The sequence below is a fragment of the Actinoplanes sp. DH11 genome (genome assembly GCF_020873875.1).
In the GTDB taxonomy this organism is placed as follows: Bacteria; Actinomycetota; Actinomycetes; order Mycobacteriales; family Micromonosporaceae; genus Actinoplanes.
In genome coordinates this window covers 342,986-359,505 of sequence record NZ_JAHWGU010000001.1, presented here as the reverse complement: position 1 = coordinate 359,505, position 16,520 = coordinate 342,986, and the positions used below count along the sequence as shown (strand labels likewise).

At 70.1% G+C, this 16,520-nt stretch carries 14 protein-coding genes; 4 read left to right on the top strand and 10 right to left on the bottom strand.

What is annotated here, in order from left to right:
• The first annotated feature begins 4 nt into the window (after nt 1-4).
• Both radA and disA read left to right on the top strand, forming a co-directional pair.
• A complete protein-coding gene (radA, locus tag LPA41_RS01740; protein ID WP_229067799.1) occupies nt 5-1,429 on the top strand; it encodes a DNA repair protein RadA in 1,425 nt (474 codons plus the stop codon).
• Nucleotides 1,430-1,512: 83 nt separating this feature from the next.
• Complete coding sequence (gene disA, locus LPA41_RS01735; protein ID WP_229067798.1) at nt 1,513-2,694, top strand: DNA integrity scanning diadenylate cyclase DisA; 1,182 nt, start codon at nt 1,513-1,515, stop codon at nt 2,692-2,694.
• A 1,174-nt stretch (nt 2,695-3,868) separates the two neighbouring features.
• On the opposite strand, the gene LPA41_RS01730 is transcribed toward disA, so the two are convergent.
• The 4 genes from LPA41_RS01730 to LPA41_RS01715 all read right to left on the bottom strand — a co-directional run bounded on the left by LPA41_RS01730 (nt 3,869) and on the right by LPA41_RS01715 (nt 6,319).
• Complete coding sequence (locus LPA41_RS01730) at nt 3,869-4,390, bottom strand: 2'-5' RNA ligase family protein (protein ID WP_229067797.1); 522 nt, start codon at nt 4,388-4,390, stop codon at nt 3,869-3,871.
• Nucleotides 4,391-4,399: 9 nt separating this feature from the next.
• Nucleotides 4,400-5,191 (bottom strand): adhesin, encoded by a 792-nt coding sequence (locus LPA41_RS01725; protein WP_229067796.1) that lies wholly within the window; start codon nt 5,189-5,191, stop codon nt 4,400-4,402.
• Nucleotides 5,192-5,273: 82 nt separating this feature from the next.
• The gene (locus LPA41_RS01720) at nt 5,274-5,813 is read right to left on the bottom strand and encodes a peptide deformylase (protein ID WP_229067795.1); all 540 of its coding nucleotides are present in this window, start codon (nt 5,811-5,813) and stop codon (nt 5,274-5,276) included.
• Complete coding sequence (locus tag LPA41_RS01715) at nt 5,810-6,319, bottom strand: glycine cleavage system protein R (RefSeq protein ID WP_229067794.1); 510 nt, start codon at nt 6,317-6,319, stop codon at nt 5,810-5,812. Before LPA41_RS01715 ends, LPA41_RS01720 begins: the two co-directional genes overlap by 4 nt.
• A 20-nt stretch (nt 6,320-6,339) precedes the next feature.
• On the opposite strand from LPA41_RS01715, the gene LPA41_RS01710 reads away from it, so the two are divergent.
• Both LPA41_RS01710 and LPA41_RS01705 read left to right on the top strand, forming a co-directional pair.
• Entirely contained in the window at nt 6,340-7,236 is an 897-nt protein-coding gene (locus LPA41_RS01710) for an A/G-specific adenine glycosylase (protein WP_229067793.1), read from the top strand.
• A 49-nt stretch (nt 7,237-7,285) separates the two neighbouring features.
• A complete protein-coding gene (locus LPA41_RS01705) occupies nt 7,286-7,873 on the top strand; it encodes a DUF4291 domain-containing protein (protein ID WP_229067792.1) in 588 nt (195 codons plus the stop codon).
• A gap of 63 nt (nt 7,874-7,936) precedes the next feature.
• On the opposite strand, the gene LPA41_RS01700 is transcribed toward LPA41_RS01705, so the two are convergent.
• From LPA41_RS01700 to LPA41_RS01675, 6 genes are all read right to left on the bottom strand, one after another.
• The gene (locus tag LPA41_RS01700) at nt 7,937-10,459 is read right to left on the bottom strand and encodes an ATP-dependent Clp protease ATP-binding subunit (protein ID WP_229067791.1); all 2,523 of its coding nucleotides are present in this window, start codon (nt 10,457-10,459) and stop codon (nt 7,937-7,939) included.
• A 449-nt stretch (nt 10,460-10,908) separates the two neighbouring features.
• A complete protein-coding gene (locus LPA41_RS01695) occupies nt 10,909-11,265 on the bottom strand; it encodes an Lsr2 family protein (protein ID WP_229067790.1) in 357 nt (118 codons plus the stop codon).
• Between the two features lie 103 nt (nt 11,266-11,368).
• Nucleotides 11,369-12,877, bottom strand: a complete 1,509-nt coding sequence (gene lysS / locus LPA41_RS01690; RefSeq protein ID WP_229067789.1) for a lysine--tRNA ligase — start codon at nt 12,875-12,877, stop codon at nt 11,369-11,371.
• Between the two features lie 56 nt (nt 12,878-12,933).
• Entirely contained in the window at nt 12,934-13,692 is a 759-nt protein-coding gene (locus LPA41_RS01685; RefSeq protein WP_229067788.1) for a type III pantothenate kinase, read from the bottom strand.
• A 159-nt stretch (nt 13,693-13,851) separates the two neighbouring features.
• Nucleotides 13,852-14,712 (bottom strand): carboxylating nicotinate-nucleotide diphosphorylase, encoded by an 861-nt coding sequence (gene nadC, locus LPA41_RS01680; RefSeq protein ID WP_229067787.1) that lies wholly within the window; start codon nt 14,710-14,712, stop codon nt 13,852-13,854.
• A 114-nt stretch (nt 14,713-14,826) separates the two neighbouring features.
• Nucleotides 14,827-16,473 (bottom strand): L-aspartate oxidase, encoded by a 1,647-nt coding sequence (locus tag LPA41_RS01675; RefSeq protein ID WP_229067786.1) that lies wholly within the window; start codon nt 16,471-16,473, stop codon nt 14,827-14,829.
• Nucleotides 16,474-16,520 lie beyond the last annotated feature (47 nt).

The following is a 16,520-nucleotide window of genomic DNA, read 5'->3' as shown; positions in this document are numbered from 1 at the left end:
TCGGGTGACGACCTCCCGCGCTACTCCGAAGGCTCCCCGCGCCGCCTACGTCTGTGACGCCTGCGGCCACCAGCCGCCCAAGTGGCTGGGGCGCTGCCCGGAGTGCGGCGAGTGGGGCTCGATCATCGAGTCCACCGTCTCCGCCCCGCTGGTCTCCGGCCGGGTGGTCAGTTCCCGCATGCCGTCCGAGCCGGCCCGGCCGATCGCCCAGATCAGCGCCGCGCCGGCTCGTGCCGTCGCCACCGGTGTCGGCGAGCTCGACCGCGTTCTCGGCGGCGGCCTGGTCCCCGGCGCCGTGGTGCTGCTGGCCGGTGAGCCGGGCGTCGGCAAGTCCACCCTCCTGCTCGACGTGGCCCAGCAGTGGGCGGCCGGCGCCGGCACGCCGTCGCTGGTGGTCAGCGGCGAGGAGTCGGTGAGCCAGGTCCGGCTGCGCGCCGAGCGGCTCGGCGCCCTGCACGACCGGCTCTACCTCGCCGCGGAAAATGATCTGGGCACCGTGATCGGCCACCTCGACGCGGTCAAGCCGGGCCTGCTCGTGCTCGACTCGGTGCAGACCGTCTCGGCGCCGGGCACCGAAGGCGTGCCGGGTGGCGTGACCCAGGTCCGCGCGGTGACCGCGGCGCTCGTCTCGATCGCCAAGGAGCGCGGCATCGCCACCGTGCTGGTCGGCCACGTGACCAAGGACGGTCAGGTCGCCGGCCCTCGGGTCCTGGAGCACCTGGTCGACGTGGTGCTGCACTTCGAGGGCGACAAGCACTCCTCGCTGCGCCTGGTCCGCGGCGTGAAGAACCGGTTCGGCGCGGCCGACGAGGTGGGTTGCTTCGAGATGCACGAGGGCGGCATCACCAGCCTGCCCGACCCGTCCGGCCTCTTCCTCACGCGCTACCTGGAGCCGGTGCCCGGCACCTGCGTCACGGTGGCGATGGAGGGCCGGCGCGCCCTGGTCACCGAGGTGCAGGCGCTGATCGGTGCCGAGGTGCAGGGCTCACCACGACGCACCGTCTCCGGTCTCGACGGCGCCCGCCTCGCCATGGTGCTGGCCGTCCTGGAGCGCCGCACCAAACAGCTCAAGCTCTCCAACCGCGAGGTCTTCGCGGCCACCGTCGGCGGCATCCGGCTCACCGAGCCCTCGGCCGACCTCGCGATGGCGCTCGCGGTCGCGTCCGGCGGTCTCGACCTGGCGATGGCGCCGACCCTGGTGGCGATCGGCGAGGTCGGCCTCACCGGTGAGATCCGCCGGGTCGGTGCGGTCGGCCGGCGGCTCGCCGAGGCGGCCCGGCTCGGTTTCCGGGTGGCGCTGGTGCCCCCCGGCTGCGGCCCCGACGCGAACTCCGGCGCACCCAAGGGCATGCAGGTGATCGAGGTCGGCGATCTGCGGTCGGCGTTGCAGAGCGCCGCCAAGGCCGCCGCCGAGCACGGCTCACGGTGACCGACAGTGACGATTCATCACGCTACGGAGCATTCATCGAACCATGCCTCGTTGAGCTGGATGACAGTCCGTAGAATGTCCAGGTGCCGCTCGACCGCGATGGTTCCAAGCCCGCCGCCAGCTCAACGCCACGTCCCGGCGTCAACGGCGCAGGGCATCGCGCGATGACACCCTCCGCCGGTGCCGGCCTGACCGGTGGCGCCAGCGATCCGCTGCGCGCCAACCTCGCCCTGATGGCCCCGGGCACCGCCCTGCGCGACGGCCTCGAGCGCATCCTGCGCGGCCGCACCGGCGCGCTCATCGTGCTCGGCTACGACTCGGTCGTCGAGACCATCTGCACCGGCGGTTTCCCGCTCGACGTCGAGTTCTCCGCGACCCGCCTGCGCGAGCTGTGCAAGATGGACGGCGCGGTCGTCCTGTCCAGCGACGGCACCCGCATCGTCCGGGCCGCCGTGCACCTGATGCCCGACCCGTCGATCCCCTCCGAGGAGTCCGGCACCCGGCACCGCACCGCCGAGCGGGTGGCGAAACAGTCCGGCTTCCCGGTGATCTCGGTGAGCCAGTCGATGCACATCATCGGCCTTTACGTGAACGGGCAGCGCCACGTCCTCGACGACTCGGCCGCCATCCTGTCCCGGGCCAACCAGGCACTCGCCACCCTGGAGCGCTACAAGCTGCGTCTCGACGAGGTCTCCGGCACCCTGTCCGCCCTCGAGATCGAAGACCTGGTCACCGTCCGGGACGCGGTCGCCGTCGTGCAGCGCCTCGAAATGGTCCGCCGGATCGCCGACGAGATCTCCGGCTACGTCGTGGAGCTCGGCACCGACGGCCGGCTGCTCGCCCTGCAACTGGACGAGCTGATGGCCGGTGTGGACGCCGACCGCACCCTGGTCATCCGCGACTACCTTCCCACCGGCCGCAAGTCCCGCACCCTGGACGAGGCCCTCGTCGAGCTCGACCTGCTCACCGCCACCGAGATGATCGACCTGGTCGCCGTTGCCAAGGCCATCGGATACCAGGGCGCCTCCGACGCCCTCGACGCGGCAGTCTCCCCCCGAGGCTTCCGCCTGCTCGCCAAGGTCCCACGCCTGCCCGCCCAGATCGTCGACCGCCTCGTCGACCACTTCGGCAGCCTGCAACGCCTGCTTGGCGCCACGGTCGAAGACCTCCAGGCCGTCGAGGGAGTCGGCGACGCCCGAGCCCGAGGTGTCCGCGAGGGCCTGTCCCGCCTGGCCGAGGCGTCCATCCTCGAGCGGTATGTGTAGTGAACTAGCTCACCCCACCCCCACCCTTAGCCCAGCCCGATCGCGCACATAATGGACAAGTCACGCGGCACTTAGCTCCTGACGAGGCTACTCAGCGTAATCGGGCCGTCGGTCGACCTACGTCTCAATCGCCGCTCGACGAAACTCCTATGGACACCCCCGCAGGCGCCGCACCCCGATCGCCGTCCAGCCGATGCCACCCGCAGCGACCCGCGCCCTCCGCCCCGGCCGGCGGCCCCAGCGGAGGCCCAGCGGAGGCCCAGCGGAGGCCCAGCAGTCCCAGCGACCCCACCGGTCCCCGCGCCCAACAGTCGCGGCAGTCCCGGCAGTCCCAGCGACCCCAGCGCCTTAACAGTCTCGGCGGCCCCGTCGGCCCCCGCCGCCCCAGCCGCACCCAGCGAAGCCGGACGCGCGGCCGATGTCGGGATGTTGATCTGCTAGCGCGACGAAATCGCTGTGATCAAGGGGTCAAAACCGCGATTTCGCACCGCTAGCAGATCAACACCGCCGTGCGGACCCACCTCGGCCGACCGCGGCCCCTTATCCAGGGACCGCACCAAAGCCGGAGGCAAGCAATACCAAGCCGCGCCACTCTGCCGCGCCCGCCGCCGCAGCGACATCCGGCGCGCCATGTTCCGCAACCTTCTACCAGCGCGAACCGGAAGAAGAGCTCGCACTGGCTGCCTGACAAGACTAAAGGGACACTGCCCAACGCGCGAAAGCCACCAATTCGGGCTCCGGATTTCCGAGCCACACCGCCACCGAACCTGGTGCGCTGTCCATGAACGGTCCCCGGCGGACGAGTGATGTCGTCGGCCGAGGAACCGGCCTTTTCAGCAGCGGCCGCCTACTGCTCGTACGTTCCTGGCCGCGTCTCGAGACCGCCGAATGGCGAGTTCCGAATGGGCGAGTCCCGATCGGGGCCGTCCGGCTGTCCCTCACGGTAGTTTCTGCGGTCATGAGCGCGAGCCGATGGGGATCAGCTTGCGCTCAGGACGCTTCCCGTCATCACCGCCAAGGCTGGGCTTGCGCTCACGGTCGTCGCGGGCAGCTTCTCGTCACCGCAAGCACAAGCCGCAAGCACAAATCGCAGGCACAAACCGCAAGCACAAGGCCGCCACTGACCCGCCCCGGTTCGACCGCTCGATGGGACGCCCGAGTCGGGGGCTGCCGGTTACGCGTACATCTGCAGGGGTTTCCAGATGTCGTTGGCGTGATCGGCGATCGCGGCGCCGGTGATCTCGGCGCGGAGGGGGAGCATTTCCAGGCAGCGGCGGATGGCGGGGGCGATCATCGGGTTGGGGACGCGGAGCGAGATCGTGCAGTGCGGGACCCAGCGGCCGGGGCGGTAGTGGTCCCAGACGTCGATGCCCTCGCGGGTGAGGCGGTCGTGGACGTCGCGGTGGTGGGTGAGGAGTTCGGCGGTGGCGGTCACGCCCAGCCAGAGGACGCGGCCGACGAATTGGCCGACGAAGTCCATTTCCACGGTGAGTGGTGCGGACGGCCGTAAGTCATCGAGCGCCTGGGCGGCCGCCTCCGCGTCGATCTTGTGGGCGGCGGCCAGGGAGATGTGCGGGCGGTGCCGCTGGTGCAGGGAGCCCAGGCTGGGGATGCCTTCGGCGTCGAGCGCGCGCCACAGTGTGCGGATGCGGCGCGTCGCGTCGGTGTCCAGGTAGAGCTCGAGTGCCGCGACCAAGGCCGGTGGTCAGGCGACGACCGTGACGACGACCGGGGTGCTTACCAGTTCGCCGAGCCGGCCGCGGAGTTCGTACTGCCCGGCGCTCGGGATCGGGCCGGACGGCAGGTTGTTGGCGCACTGCGAGGACTGGCGGCCGTTCCAGGTCACCTGGTACTCCCGCTCGGCACCGGGGGCGAACGCGCGGACGTCGCTGCCCTTCACCGTGCTGCACTTGTCGGACGACCAGACCTTCTGCGGGCCCAGGTCGATGTAGAGCTCCTGCGCGTCGGCGCCGACGTCACGGGTACACGTACGCGTCCCGATGTTCTTGATCTTCAAGCGAAGGTCGAGCGGCACGCCGCGCTTCACCTCGGTCTTCACCGGGACGGGGGTCACCGACATCTCCGCGTCCGCGCAGGCACCGCCGTCGCCGGGGCCGGCGGGCGCGGCCGGGGGCGTGGTCAGGGCGGCCGTCGGCGCGAGAGTCGGCGCCGCGTTGCCGGTGGGCCCGGCGTTGCCGGTGGGCAGCAGCTCATCGGAGTCGCCGGGCTGCTGGGTCAGCAGGTCCGCCGGGTCGGGCAGGGCCGGGCCGACGGCCGGTTCGCTGCCGTTCAGGAACGTCGGCTCCGGACTCGCGGAGTCGGTGTTCGGAGCCGGTGTCGGGTACTGCGACGACGCGCTCTTGTTCTGCGGATCTTTCTTGTCCTCACCGGTGCAGGACATGAACAGAACGATGACGCCGAGCAGCACCGCACCCAGCACGACCGCACGCCGCCGCCAGTAGACAGCGGGTGAGAGGGGACCAACCGTCGCACGCATGATGCCGCTCACGGTAGTCCTGTGCGTCCAGCGGCATGCGAACGACGCGCCGGTTATGCGACACCAACTCGCGAACCGCTCGTTAGAGATAGACCTTGCGCTGATAGACGGCGTGCGCACCGGCCACCCGATCGAGGAACAACTTTCCTCCACAGTGGTCGACCTCGTGCTGCAGAGCCCGCGCCTCGAACGCGTCGGTCGCCACGGTGGCCTGCTCACCGGTGCCTGGAAGGACCGCCTCGACGACGACGCGTGCGGCTCGTTTCACGTCACCGGTCAGGTCGGGTACGGACATGCAGCCCTCCCGCCCCGGCCGCCACCGCGTCGCCTCGATGATCTTGGCATTGCAAAGGACGAAGGTCCCATGCGTCGTGGCCGCTTTCGGGTGCCCGGTCACGTCCACGCAGAAGACCTGGGCGCCGACACCCACCTGCGGCGCGGCGAGCCCCACACAGCCCGGCGACACCCGCATCGTGGCGACCAGGTCGGCGGCCAGCCGGACGATGTCCGGGTCGGTCGGGTCGACCTCCTGCCCGATGGTGCTCAGCACGGCCGCCGGTGCGGTGACGACCGGCAGCACCCGGCCCGGCGGACCGGCCCACACCAGGTCCGGGTCGCTCACAGGATTTCCGATTCGGCACGCCGCAGCGTTACGTCGACACCCAGCTCGGCGGCCGCGACGGCGAGGCGCTGGGCCAGTTCGTCGGCCGCGTCGCAGGGCAGGTCCACCTCGGCCACGAGCAGGTAGAGCGGGCCGGTCAGCCGGGTCGTCAGATCGGTGATGTTGCCGCCGGCGCCGGCCACCACCCGGGTGACCGCGGCGACGATGCCGAGCCGGTCGGCGCCGTGCACGCTCACCAGGTACGGCTCGCCGGACGCACCGTTCGCCGCCTCCGGCTCGACCCGGCGGACCGTGGCGAGCAACCCGCCCGTGGCGACCGGCCCGAGGGCCGCCTCCACCTGCTCGGCGGTCGGCCCGTTGCAGATCAGGGTCATCGCGAAGTGGCCGCGCAACCGGGTCATCGTCGAGTCGGTGAGGTTGGCGCCGACCCCGGCCAGCGCTTCCGCCACGTCGGCGACGATGCCGGTCCGGTCCGGGCCGATGACGGTGATGGCGAGCTCATGCACCCGCCTACAGTAAACGGGCTATGACTCTCGCCGACGCAGCCATCGCCTGGTATGACACGAATGCCCGAGATCTACCCTGGCGTCAACCCTCGACCACTCCCTGGGGTGTCCTGGTGAGCGAGGTGATGCTCCAGCAGACCCCGGTCGTCCGCGTCGAACCCGCCTGGCGTTCCTGGATGACCCGCTGGCCCGCCCCGGCCGACCTCGCCGCCGACCCGCCCTCCGAGGCGATCCGGATGTGGGGCCGGCTCGGATATCCCCGCCGGGCGATGCGGCTGCACGCCTGCGCGGTCGCGATCGTGGAACGTCACGGCGGGCGCGTGCCGGACGACCTGGAGCAGTTGCTGGCGCTGCCCGGCGTCGGGACCTACACCGGGCGGGCGGTGGCGACCTTCGCCTACGGTCAGCGGCACCCTGTCGTGGACACCAACGTACGGCGGGTCGTCTCCCGTGCCGTCGAGGGCAAACCCGACGCCGGCCCGGCCACCACGGCCGCCGACCTGACCGCGATGGAGGCCCTGCTGCCGGACGACGTCCCGCGGGCGGCCCGGGCCAGCATCGCCTTCATGGAACTCGGCGCGATCGTCTGCACCGCCCGCTCCCCCAAATGCGTCGACTGCCCGTTCCACGACGTCTGCGCGTGGCGGCTCAGCGGCACCCCGCTGCCGGCGGGTCCGAGCCGCAAACCGCAGCGGTACGCCGGAACCGACCGCCAGGTCCGCGGACTCATTCTCGAGGTGCTCCGGCACACCACCGGCCCGGTCCCCCGGCAGCGCCTCGACCTGGTCTGGAACGACGAGGTGCAGCGCACCCGGGCCCTGGCCGGTCTCGTCGAGGACGGCCTGGTGCAGCCGCTCGGCAGCGACGACTTCGTGCTCGCCGGCGACGCACCGGCTGGTGAGGTCCAGCCGCTCTGACGGCCGGATATCGGTGGCTTTCGACTGCCGCCCTTGCTGATCATTGGGCATGCGTCAGATAAGGGCGGTCTTCGACGACCGGACCATCACGGTCTATCAGGCCTACTCCGCGGCGATCGCCGGGCCGGCACTGCGGGCCGGACGGTTCGTGCCGCCGTTCAAGCGCGACCGGATGACCTGGATCAAGCCGTCGTACCTCTGGATGATGTACCGCAGCGGCTGGGCCACCAAGGACGGCCAGGAACGCGTGCTCGCCGTCTCGATCACCCGGGCCGGCTTCGAGTGGGCACTGGCGAACGCGGCGCTCAGCCACTACGAGCGCGGGGTGCACGCCGACAACGCCGACTGGCAGCGGCAGCTGCGGGCGGCGCCGACCCGCGTGCAGTGGGACCCGGAGCGGGATCTGCGATTGCGGCAGTTGCCGTACCGGTCGTTGCAGCTGGGCGTGGGCGGCCCGGCGGTTGCCCGCTACGTGGACGAATGGATCACCGGCATCGCCGACTCGACGGCCACCGCTTCACGCATCCGCGGCCACCTGGACGCGGGCGACGAGACCGGCGCGGCCGCGCTGCTGCCGGTGGAACGTCCGTACCCGCTGCCGCCCGCACTCGCCGAACGCCTCGGCACCGCCCGATAGCGGCCCCGGACACGGAAAAACGGCCCGGCGACGATCCGCCAGGCCGTTTCTCGGACGAACTTCTTACTCCTCGGTGGTGGCAGCCCCGAGGTCGGCCGGCACCGCGTCGGGCACCGTCACGCCTCGCTCGGCCCCACGGAAGACCAGCTTCGCCTTCTCGACCTGGTCCGGGTCACCCTCGCAGTCCACGACCACGATCTGACCGGGCCGCAGCTCGTTGAAGAGGATCTGCTCGGACAGCGTGTCCTCCAGCTCGCGCTGGATGGTGCGACGCAGCGGCCGGGCGCCGAGGACCGGGTCGAAGCCCTTGGCGGCCAGGTACTTCTTGGCGTTGTCGGTCAGCTCGAGACCCATGTCCTTGTTCTTGAGCTGCGACTCGATGCGCGCCGTGAAGATGTCCACGATCTGCAGAATTTCCTTCTGCCGCAGCTGGTGGAAGACGATGGTGTCGTCGATACGGTTCAGGAACTCCGGGCGGAAGTGCTGCTTCAGCTCGTCGTTGACCTTGATCTTCATCCGTTCGTAGCTCGACTCCTCGGCCTCGGAGGCCTGGAAGCCCAGCGACACCGCCTTGGCCACGTCACGCGTGCCCAGGTTGGTGGTCAGGATGATGACCGTGTTCTTGAAGTCGACGATGCGGCCCTGGCCGTCGGTCAGGCGACCGTCCTCCAGGATCTGCAGCAGCGTGTTGAAGACGTCCGGGTGGGCCTTCTCGATCTCGTCGAACAGCACCACCGAGAACGGCTTGCGCCGCACCTTCTCGGTCAGCTGACCGCCCTCGTCGTAACCCACGTAGCCGGGAGGGGCACCGACGAGGCGGGACACCGTGTACCGGTCGTGGAACTCGGACATGTCGAGCTGGATCAGCGCGTCCTCGGAGCCGAACAGGAACTCGGCGAGCGCCTTGGAGAGCTCGGTCTTACCGACGCCGGACGGGCCGGCGAAGATGAACGAGCCGGACGGCCGCTTCGGGTCCTTGAGGCCGGCCCGGGTACGCCGGATCGCCTTGGAGACCGCCTGCACGGCGTCCTCCTGGCCGATGACCCGCTTGTGGAGCTCGTCCTCCATGCGCAGCAGCCGGGAGGTCTCCTCCTCGGTGAGCTTGTAGACCGGGATGCCAGTCCAGTTGCCCAGGACCTCGGCGATCTGCTCGTCGTCGACCTCGGACACCACGTCCAGGTCGCCGGCCTTCCACTCCTTCTCCCGCTGCGCCTTCTGGTTGAGAAGGGTCTTCTCCTTGTCACGCAGCTGGGCGGCGCGCTCGAAGTCCTGCGCGTCGATCGCGGACTCCTTGTCGCGACGCACCTGGGCGATGCGCTCGTCGAAGTCACGGAGGTCCGGCGGCGCGGTCATCCGGCGGATGCGCATCCGGGCGCCGGCCTCGTCGATCAGGTCGATCGCCTTGTCCGGCAGGAACCGGTCCGAGATGTACCGGTCGGCAAGCGTCGCCGCGGCCACCAGGGCGGCGTCGGTGATGCTGATCCGGTGGTGCGCCTCGTAGCGGTCCCGGAGACCCTTGAGGATCTCGATGGTGTGCGCCAGCGACGGCTCGCCGACCTGGATCGGCTGGAAGCGGCGCTCGAGGGCCGCGTCCTTCTCCAGGTGCTTGCGGTACTCGTCGAGAGTGGTCGCACCGATGGTCTGCAGCTCGCCACGAGCCAGCATCGGCTTGAGGATCGAGGCGGCGTCGATCGCACCCTCGGCGGCACCCGCGCCGACCAGGGTGTGGATCTCGTCGATGAACAGGATGATGTCGCCGCGCGTGCGGATCTCCTTGAGCACCTTCTTCAGGCGCTCCTCGAAGTCACCGCGGTACCGCGAGCCGGCCACCAGGGCACCCAGGTCCAGCGTGTAGAGCTGCTTGTCCTTCAGCGTCTCGGGCACCTCGCCCTTGACGATGGACTGCGACAGGCCCTCGACGACGGCGGTCTTGCCGACACCGGGCTCGCCGATCAGCACCGGGTTGTTCTTGGTGCGACGCGACAGCACCTGCATGACCCGCTCGATTTCCTTCTCCCGGCCGATGACCGGGTCGAGCTTGCCCTCGCGGGCGGCCTGCGTCAGGTTGCGGCCGAACTGGTCGAGCACCAGCGACGTGGAGGGCGCTGCCTCGCCCGTCGCCGCGCCGGCGGCGGCCGGCTCCTTGCCCTGGTATCCGGAGAGCAGCTGGATGACCTGCTGGCGGACCCGGTTGAGGTCGGCGCCGAGCTTGACCAGCACCTGGGCGGCGACGCCCTCGCCCTCACGGATCAGGCCGAGCAGGATGTGCTCGGTGCCGATGTAGTTGTGCCCGAGCTGCAGCGCCTCACGCAGCGACAGCTCCAGGACCTTCTTGGCGCGCGGCGTGAACGGGATGTGCCCGCTCGGCGCCTGCTGACCCTGACCGATGATCTCTTCGACCTGCTGGCGGACGCCCTCGAGGGAAATGCCGAGGCTCTCCAGAGCCTTCGCGGCAACGCCTTCGCCCTCGTGGATCAAACCCAGCAGGATGTGTTCGGTTCCGATGTAGTTGTGGTTGAGCATCCGGGCCTCTTCTTGGGCCAGGACGACAACCCGTCGCGCTCGGTCGGTGAACCGCTCGAACATGCCCTCGTGCTCCTCACGTGCCGTGCGCCAATGCTGAACCAGTCTCAACAGCTGGCGGGGCCAGCGCACGAGCATCGGTGATGCCCGTGCTGTGACTACTCTATCGCCGCTGACGGGCTCCGCCGGGCCCTCGCAGCCCTTCGAAACGATCCGCAACGTTGATTTAGCCAACTTCGCACGCTCAACGGCTGTTCCCCCACCCGAACGTGTACGCGTACAGCGAAATCGCATCCATCCACAGGCTGTGGACAACTAGGCATCCGCCTGTGGATAACTTGTGCACAAACGCCAAGGGGGCGCGCCGACCACAATGATCAACGCGCCCCCTCAAGCCGGGAAGCCCAGCCACCCCAGCCCCATCACCCCAACGCCCCGTCCAGTCCCACCAAGCCCAACCCGAGCTCAGCCACAACCGGAGCCGAAGGCGAAGGCGAGGCCGCGGCGGCCGTTCAGGCCCGTCCGGGCCCTTGGGAGTGGTATTCGTCCACGATCTCCTGCGGGATCCGGCCCCGGTCGGAGATGTCCTTGCCCGACTTCTTGGCCCACTCGCGGATGGCCTTGTTCTGCTCGCGGTCGGCGGTGGCGCCGCCACGCCCGCGCGCCGCCCGGCCACCGACCACGACGCCGCCACGGGCGACGCGGGTGCCGGCGTTGAGGTAGGGCTCGAAGACCTCCCGCAATTTAGCGGCGTTCTTCTCCGAGAGGTCGATCTCATACTGAATGCCGTCGAGCGCAAACTTCACGGTCTCGTCGGCGTCGCCGTTGTCGAGGTCATCGACCAGCTTGTGAATGATCTGCTTGGCCACGCGCCGTTATCCTCCCGAACACAGGTTCTCTCCCCAGCAATGGGAGAACAATAACGCCACAGCCGCATCACCCGTCAATGGCGGGGGCAATAATGCCGACCGACTACTCCGGCCGGACCAACGGGAAGAGGATCGTTTCCCGAATGCCAAGGCCGGTGAGCGCCATCAACAGCCGGTCGATTCCCATTCCCATCCCACCGGTGGGCGGCATTCCATACTCCATGGCCCGCAGGAAATCCTCGTCCAGCTGCATCGCCTCGGCGTCGCCACCGGCCGCGAGCAGGGACTGCGCGTGCAACCGGTCCCGCTGGACGACCGGGTCGACCAGCTCGGAATAGGCGGTGGCCAGCTCGAACCCGCCGACGTAGAGGTCCCACTTCTCGGTCAGTCCGGGCGTCTCCCGGTGCGCGGCGGTCAGCGGGGCCGTCTCCTCCGGGTAGTCCCGGACGAACGTGGGCGCCTGCAACTTGTGCTGCACCAGGTGCTCGAAAAGTTCCTCGGCGAGCTTCCCGGCGCTCCACTTCGGGTCCACCGACAGCTGCACCTTCTCCGCGTACTGCTGGAGGGTGGCCAGGTCGGTGCCGATGGTGACCTCCTCGCCGAGCGCCTCCGAGATCGCGCCGAACAGGGTGATCTCGGCCCACTCGCCGCCCAGGTCGATCTCGGTGCCATCGGCGTGCGTGACCACGTGCGACCCGGAGACGGCGACTGCGGCCTCCTGAATCCACTGCCGCACCTGCGCCTGCATCACGTTGTAGTCGGCATACGCCTGATACGCCTCGAGCATGGCGAACTCCGGGGAGTGCGTGGAGTCCATGCCCTCATTGCGGAAGTTCCGGTTGATCTCGAAGACCCGCTCGATGCCGCCGACCACGGCACGCTTCAAAAACAGTTCCGGAGCGATCCGCAGATAAAGATCGGTATCCAGTGCGTTGCTGTGCGTCACAAACGGCCGAGCCGCGGCGCCACCGTGCAGCAACTGCAACATGGGCGTTTCCACCTCGAGGAAATTGCGGCGGAACAGCGACTCACGCAGGCTGCGCACCACTGTCGCACGAGTACGCACGACGTCGCGCGCCTGCGGCCGGACGATGAGATCGACATAGCGCTGCCGGACCCGGGTCTCCTCGGAGAGCGGCTTGTGCGCGACCGGGAGCGGCCGCAGCGCCTTGGCGCTCATCGTCCACGAATCGGCGAGAACACTGAGCTCACCGCGGCGGCTGGTGATCACTTCACCGGTGACCGCGACCAGGTCACCGAGGTCGACCAGCCGCTTCCACTCGTCGAGAGCCTCGGCGCCCACCTTGTCCAGCGAGAGCATGGCCTGCAGTTCGGTGCCGTCGCCGGCGCGCAGGGTGGCGAAGCAGAGCTTGCCGCCGTTGCGCACGAAGATGACCCGGCCGGTGACCGACACGGTGTCGCCGCTGGCGGTGTCGGTGGGCAGGTCGGCGTACTTGGCGCGGACCTCGGCGAGCTCGATGGTCCGGGGTACGTTCACCGGGTACGGCGGGATGCCCTCGGCCAGCATCCGGTCCCGCTTCGCCCGGCGGACCCGCATCTGCTCGGGGAGGTCCTCGGCGGGGTCGGTGGCTGGCGTGTTCTGCTCGGTCACGGCTCGACTTCCTGGTCGGTACTGGTCAGGGCCTGCAAAAGCCTACTCAGCCGCTTTCACACGTTCCGCTCATATACCATCCGCAGGCCGATCAGCGTGATCATCGGCTCGTGTGCGGTGATCGTCCGGCACTCGTCCTTCACCAGCCAGGCCAGCCCACCGGTGGCGATCACCGCCTTGACCGGCCCGATCTCCTCGATCATCCGCTCGACGATCCGGTCCACCTGGCCGGCGAAGCCGAAGTAGAGCCCGGCCTGCAGACACTCCACGGTGTTCTTGCCGATCACCGACCGGGGCTTGGTGGGCTCCACCTTGCGCAGCTGGGCGGCGCGGGCGGCGAGCGCGTCGAAGGAGATCTCGATGCCCGGCGCGAAGGCGCCGCCGAGGAACTCGCCCTTCCCGCTGATCAGGTCGAAGTTGGTGGTGGTGCCGAAGTCGACCACGATCGACGGTCCGCCGTAGAGCGCGTGCGCCGCGAGGGTGTTGACCACCCGGTCGGCGCCGACCTCCTTCGGGTTGTCGATCGCCAGCTGCACACCCGTCTTCACCCCCGGCTCCACGATCACGCTCGGCACCTCGCCGTAGTAGCGCTTCAGCATGGTCCGCAGATTGCGCAGCGCCGCCGGCACGGTCGAGCAGGCGGCCACCCCGGTGATCTCCACGGCGTCCCCGGCTAACAGGCCGCGGAACATCAGTCCCAGCTCGTCGGCGGTGGAGGCGGCATCGGTCTTGATCCGCCAGTTGTGCACCAGCTTGTCGCCGTCGAAGGTCGCCAGCACGGTGTTGGTGTTGCCGATGTCAATGCAGAGCAGCACGAGGGCCCCTAAGAATCAAAATCAAGACCGTTAATTTGTACGGGCCACACCTCCCACGACCGCACCCGGACCGTCCCGTCCGCTCCCCGAGCGCCCCGCGAACCGTGACCTGCCGCCCGGTCCCGCATCCACGGAACCGGGTCGGCCCGGCAGGCCGGATCAGCTCCGTGGCCGCAGGTCCAGCGCGATGTCCAGGATCGGCGAGGAGTGCGTGAGCCCGCCGACCGAAAGGTAGTCCACCCCGGTCGCGGCGTAGGCGGCCGCCGTCTCCAGCGTGAGGTTCCCGGTCGCCTCCAACTCGGCCTGCTCGCCGACCGCGGCCACCACCTCGGTGAGCAGTTCCGGGCTCATGTTGTCGCAGAGCAGGAACCCGGCGCCGGCCGCGACCGCCTCCCGTGCCTCGTCCAGCGTGGTCACCTCGACCTGCACCGCCACGTCCGGGAACGTCTGCCGCACCAGCTGGTACGCGGCCGTGATGCTCCCCGCCGCCAGCTTGTGGTTGTCCTTGATCATGGCGACGTCGTAGAGGCCCATCCGCTTGTTGGTGCCGCCGCCGACCCGGACCGCGTACTTCTCCAGCGCCCGCAGGCCGGGCGTGGTCTTGCGGGTGTCCAGGACCGTCGCCCTGGTGCCCTCGAGCTGGTCGGCCCACTTACGGGTGTGCGTGGCCACCCCGGACATCCGGCTGATCAGGTTGAGCGCGGTGCGCTCGGCGGTCAGCAGCGCGCGGGTCGGTCCGGTGATCCGGGCCAGCACGTCGCCCCGGCGCACCCGGTCGCCGTCCGTGGCCACCTGTTCGAACGTGGCGGCGCCGGACGACGTGACCGCGAAGACCTCGGCCGCCACCAGCAGGCCGGCGACGACGCCGTCGGCCCGGGCGACGAGTTCCGCCGTGTCGGTCTGTGTGGCCGGGATGGTGGCCTCGCTCGTCACGTCCCGCGGCGGGTCGCCGAGGTCCTCGGCCAGAGCGGTGAAGACGATCCGCTGCAGCGCGTCGAAGTCGATCCCTGGGTTGCTCACGCTGTTCCCTCCTGGGCGTGCTCTCCTGGCCCTTGCTTCGCTGCGGTGCAGTCGATCACGCGGTGCCATCCTGGGCGTGCTCTCCCGGCCCTTGCTTCGCTGCGGTGCAGTCGATCACGCCATCTCCTCGAACTTCTGCGTCACAAAACCGTCCGGGCCGACCGCGTCGAGCAGGTGGCCGCGCCACTCGTCGGCGGCGGTCGGGTGGTCCTCGCGCCAGTGGCAGCCGCGCGTCTCGCGACGGGTCTGCGCGTTGGCGACGAGCACCGCCGCCACGGTGAGCAGGTTCGTCGCCTCCCAGGCCGCGGTGTTGGGCCGGGACCGCTGCTCGGCGAGCCGGCTCAGTTCCTTCGCGGCGGCCGAGAGCGAGTCGGCCGAGCGCAGCACCCCGGCGCCCCGGGTCATGGCGCGTTGCAGCTCGGCCCGGACGGCCGGGTCGGCGACCCAGCCCCCGCCGGCGTCGCCGGGCACCGGTTCGGCCTGCGCCGGCAGGTCGCGGGCGATGTCGTCGGCGATCCGCTTCGCGAAGACCAGGCCTTCCAGCAGCGAGTTGCTGGCCAGCCGGTTCGCGCCGTGCACGCCGGTGCAGGCGACCTCGCCGCACGCGTAGAGGCCGGGAATGCTGGACCGCCCGGACAGGTCGGTGCGCACGCCGCCGGAGGCGTAGTGCGCGGCCGGCGCGACCGGGATCAGCTCGGTGGCCGGGTCCACGCCGGCGGCCCGGGTGGAGGCCATGATGGTCGGGAACCGCTGCTCCAGGAACTCCCGGCCCAGGTGCCGGGCGTCCAGGTAGACGTGGTCCGCACCGGTGGACCGCAGCACCCGGTAGATGCCCTTGGCGACCACGTCACGGGGCGCCAGCTCGGCGAGTTCGTGCCGGCCCACCATGAACCGCTCGCCGGCCTCGTCGACGAGGTACGCCCCCTCACCGCGCAGCGCCTCCGAGATCAGCGGCCGCTGCACCGAGTTGACCTCGCCCGAGACGAACGAGGTCGGGTGGAACTGCACGAACTCGATGTCGGTGACCTCGGCGCCGGCCCGCAGCGCGAGCGCCACGCCGTCGCCGGTGGAGACCGGCGGGTTCGTGGTGGACGAGTAGATCTGCCCCATCCCGCCGGTGGCCAGCACCACGGCCCGGGCCAGGATCGCGCCGACACCGTCCTCGCTGCCCTCGCCGAGCACGTGCAGGGTGAGCCCGCAGGCCCGGCCGTCGGCGGCGCGCAGCAGGTCCAGCACGAGCGCGTGCTCGACCAGGCGGATCCACGGGTCCCGGCGCACCGCCTGGTGCAGGGCGCGCTGCACCTCGGCGCCGGTCGCGTCGCCACCGGCGTGCACGATCCGGTCGGCCCGGTGCCCGCCCTCCCGGGTCAGCATCAGTGAGCCGTCCGGGTTCCGGTCGAACTCGGCGCCGCGCCGGATCAACTCCCGGATCCGGGCCGGTCCTTCCTCGACCAGGACCCGTACCGCCTCGGGGTCGCAGAGCCCGACCCCGGCGATCTCGGTGTCGTACGCGTGGGCCTGCGGCGTGTCCAGCGGGTCGAGCACGGCCGCGATGCCGCCCTGTGCCCAGCGCGTGGAGCCGTCGTCGATGTTCACCTTCGTCACGACGGTGACGTGCAGGCCCTGCTCGCGCAGGTGGAGGGCGGCGGTCAGGCCGGCGATCCCGGAACCGACCACGACGACGTCGGTGGTCTCGGTCCAGCCCGGCTCGGCAGCGGCAAGCCGGCGGGGCAGCGCCGGTAGATCCGCGAGTGGTGACATGTGTTTCAGTACACTCCGCCCGTCCGGATCCGTCGCGGCGGGGGCAC

Excerpts from the sequence above, each read along its gene's own strand:
- LPA41_RS01725 (WP_229067796.1), bottom strand. The coding sequence starts at position 5,191 with ATGCGTGCGACGGTTGGTCCCCTCTCACCCGCTGTCTACTGGCGGCGG.
- LPA41_RS01710 (WP_229067793.1), top strand. The coding sequence starts at position 6,340 with ATGACTCTCGCCGACGCAGCCATCGCCTGGTATGACACGAATGCCCGA.
- LPA41_RS01705 (WP_229067792.1), top strand. The coding sequence starts at position 7,286 with ATGCGTCAGATAAGGGCGGTCTTCGACGACCGGACCATCACGGTCTAT.
- LPA41_RS01700 (WP_229067791.1), bottom strand. The coding sequence starts at position 10,459 with ATGTTCGAGCGGTTCACCGACCGAGCGCGACGGGTTGTCGTCCTGGCC.
- LPA41_RS01675 (WP_229067786.1), bottom strand. The coding sequence starts at position 16,473 with ATGTCACCACTCGCGGATCTACCGGCGCTGCCCCGCCGGCTTGCCGCT.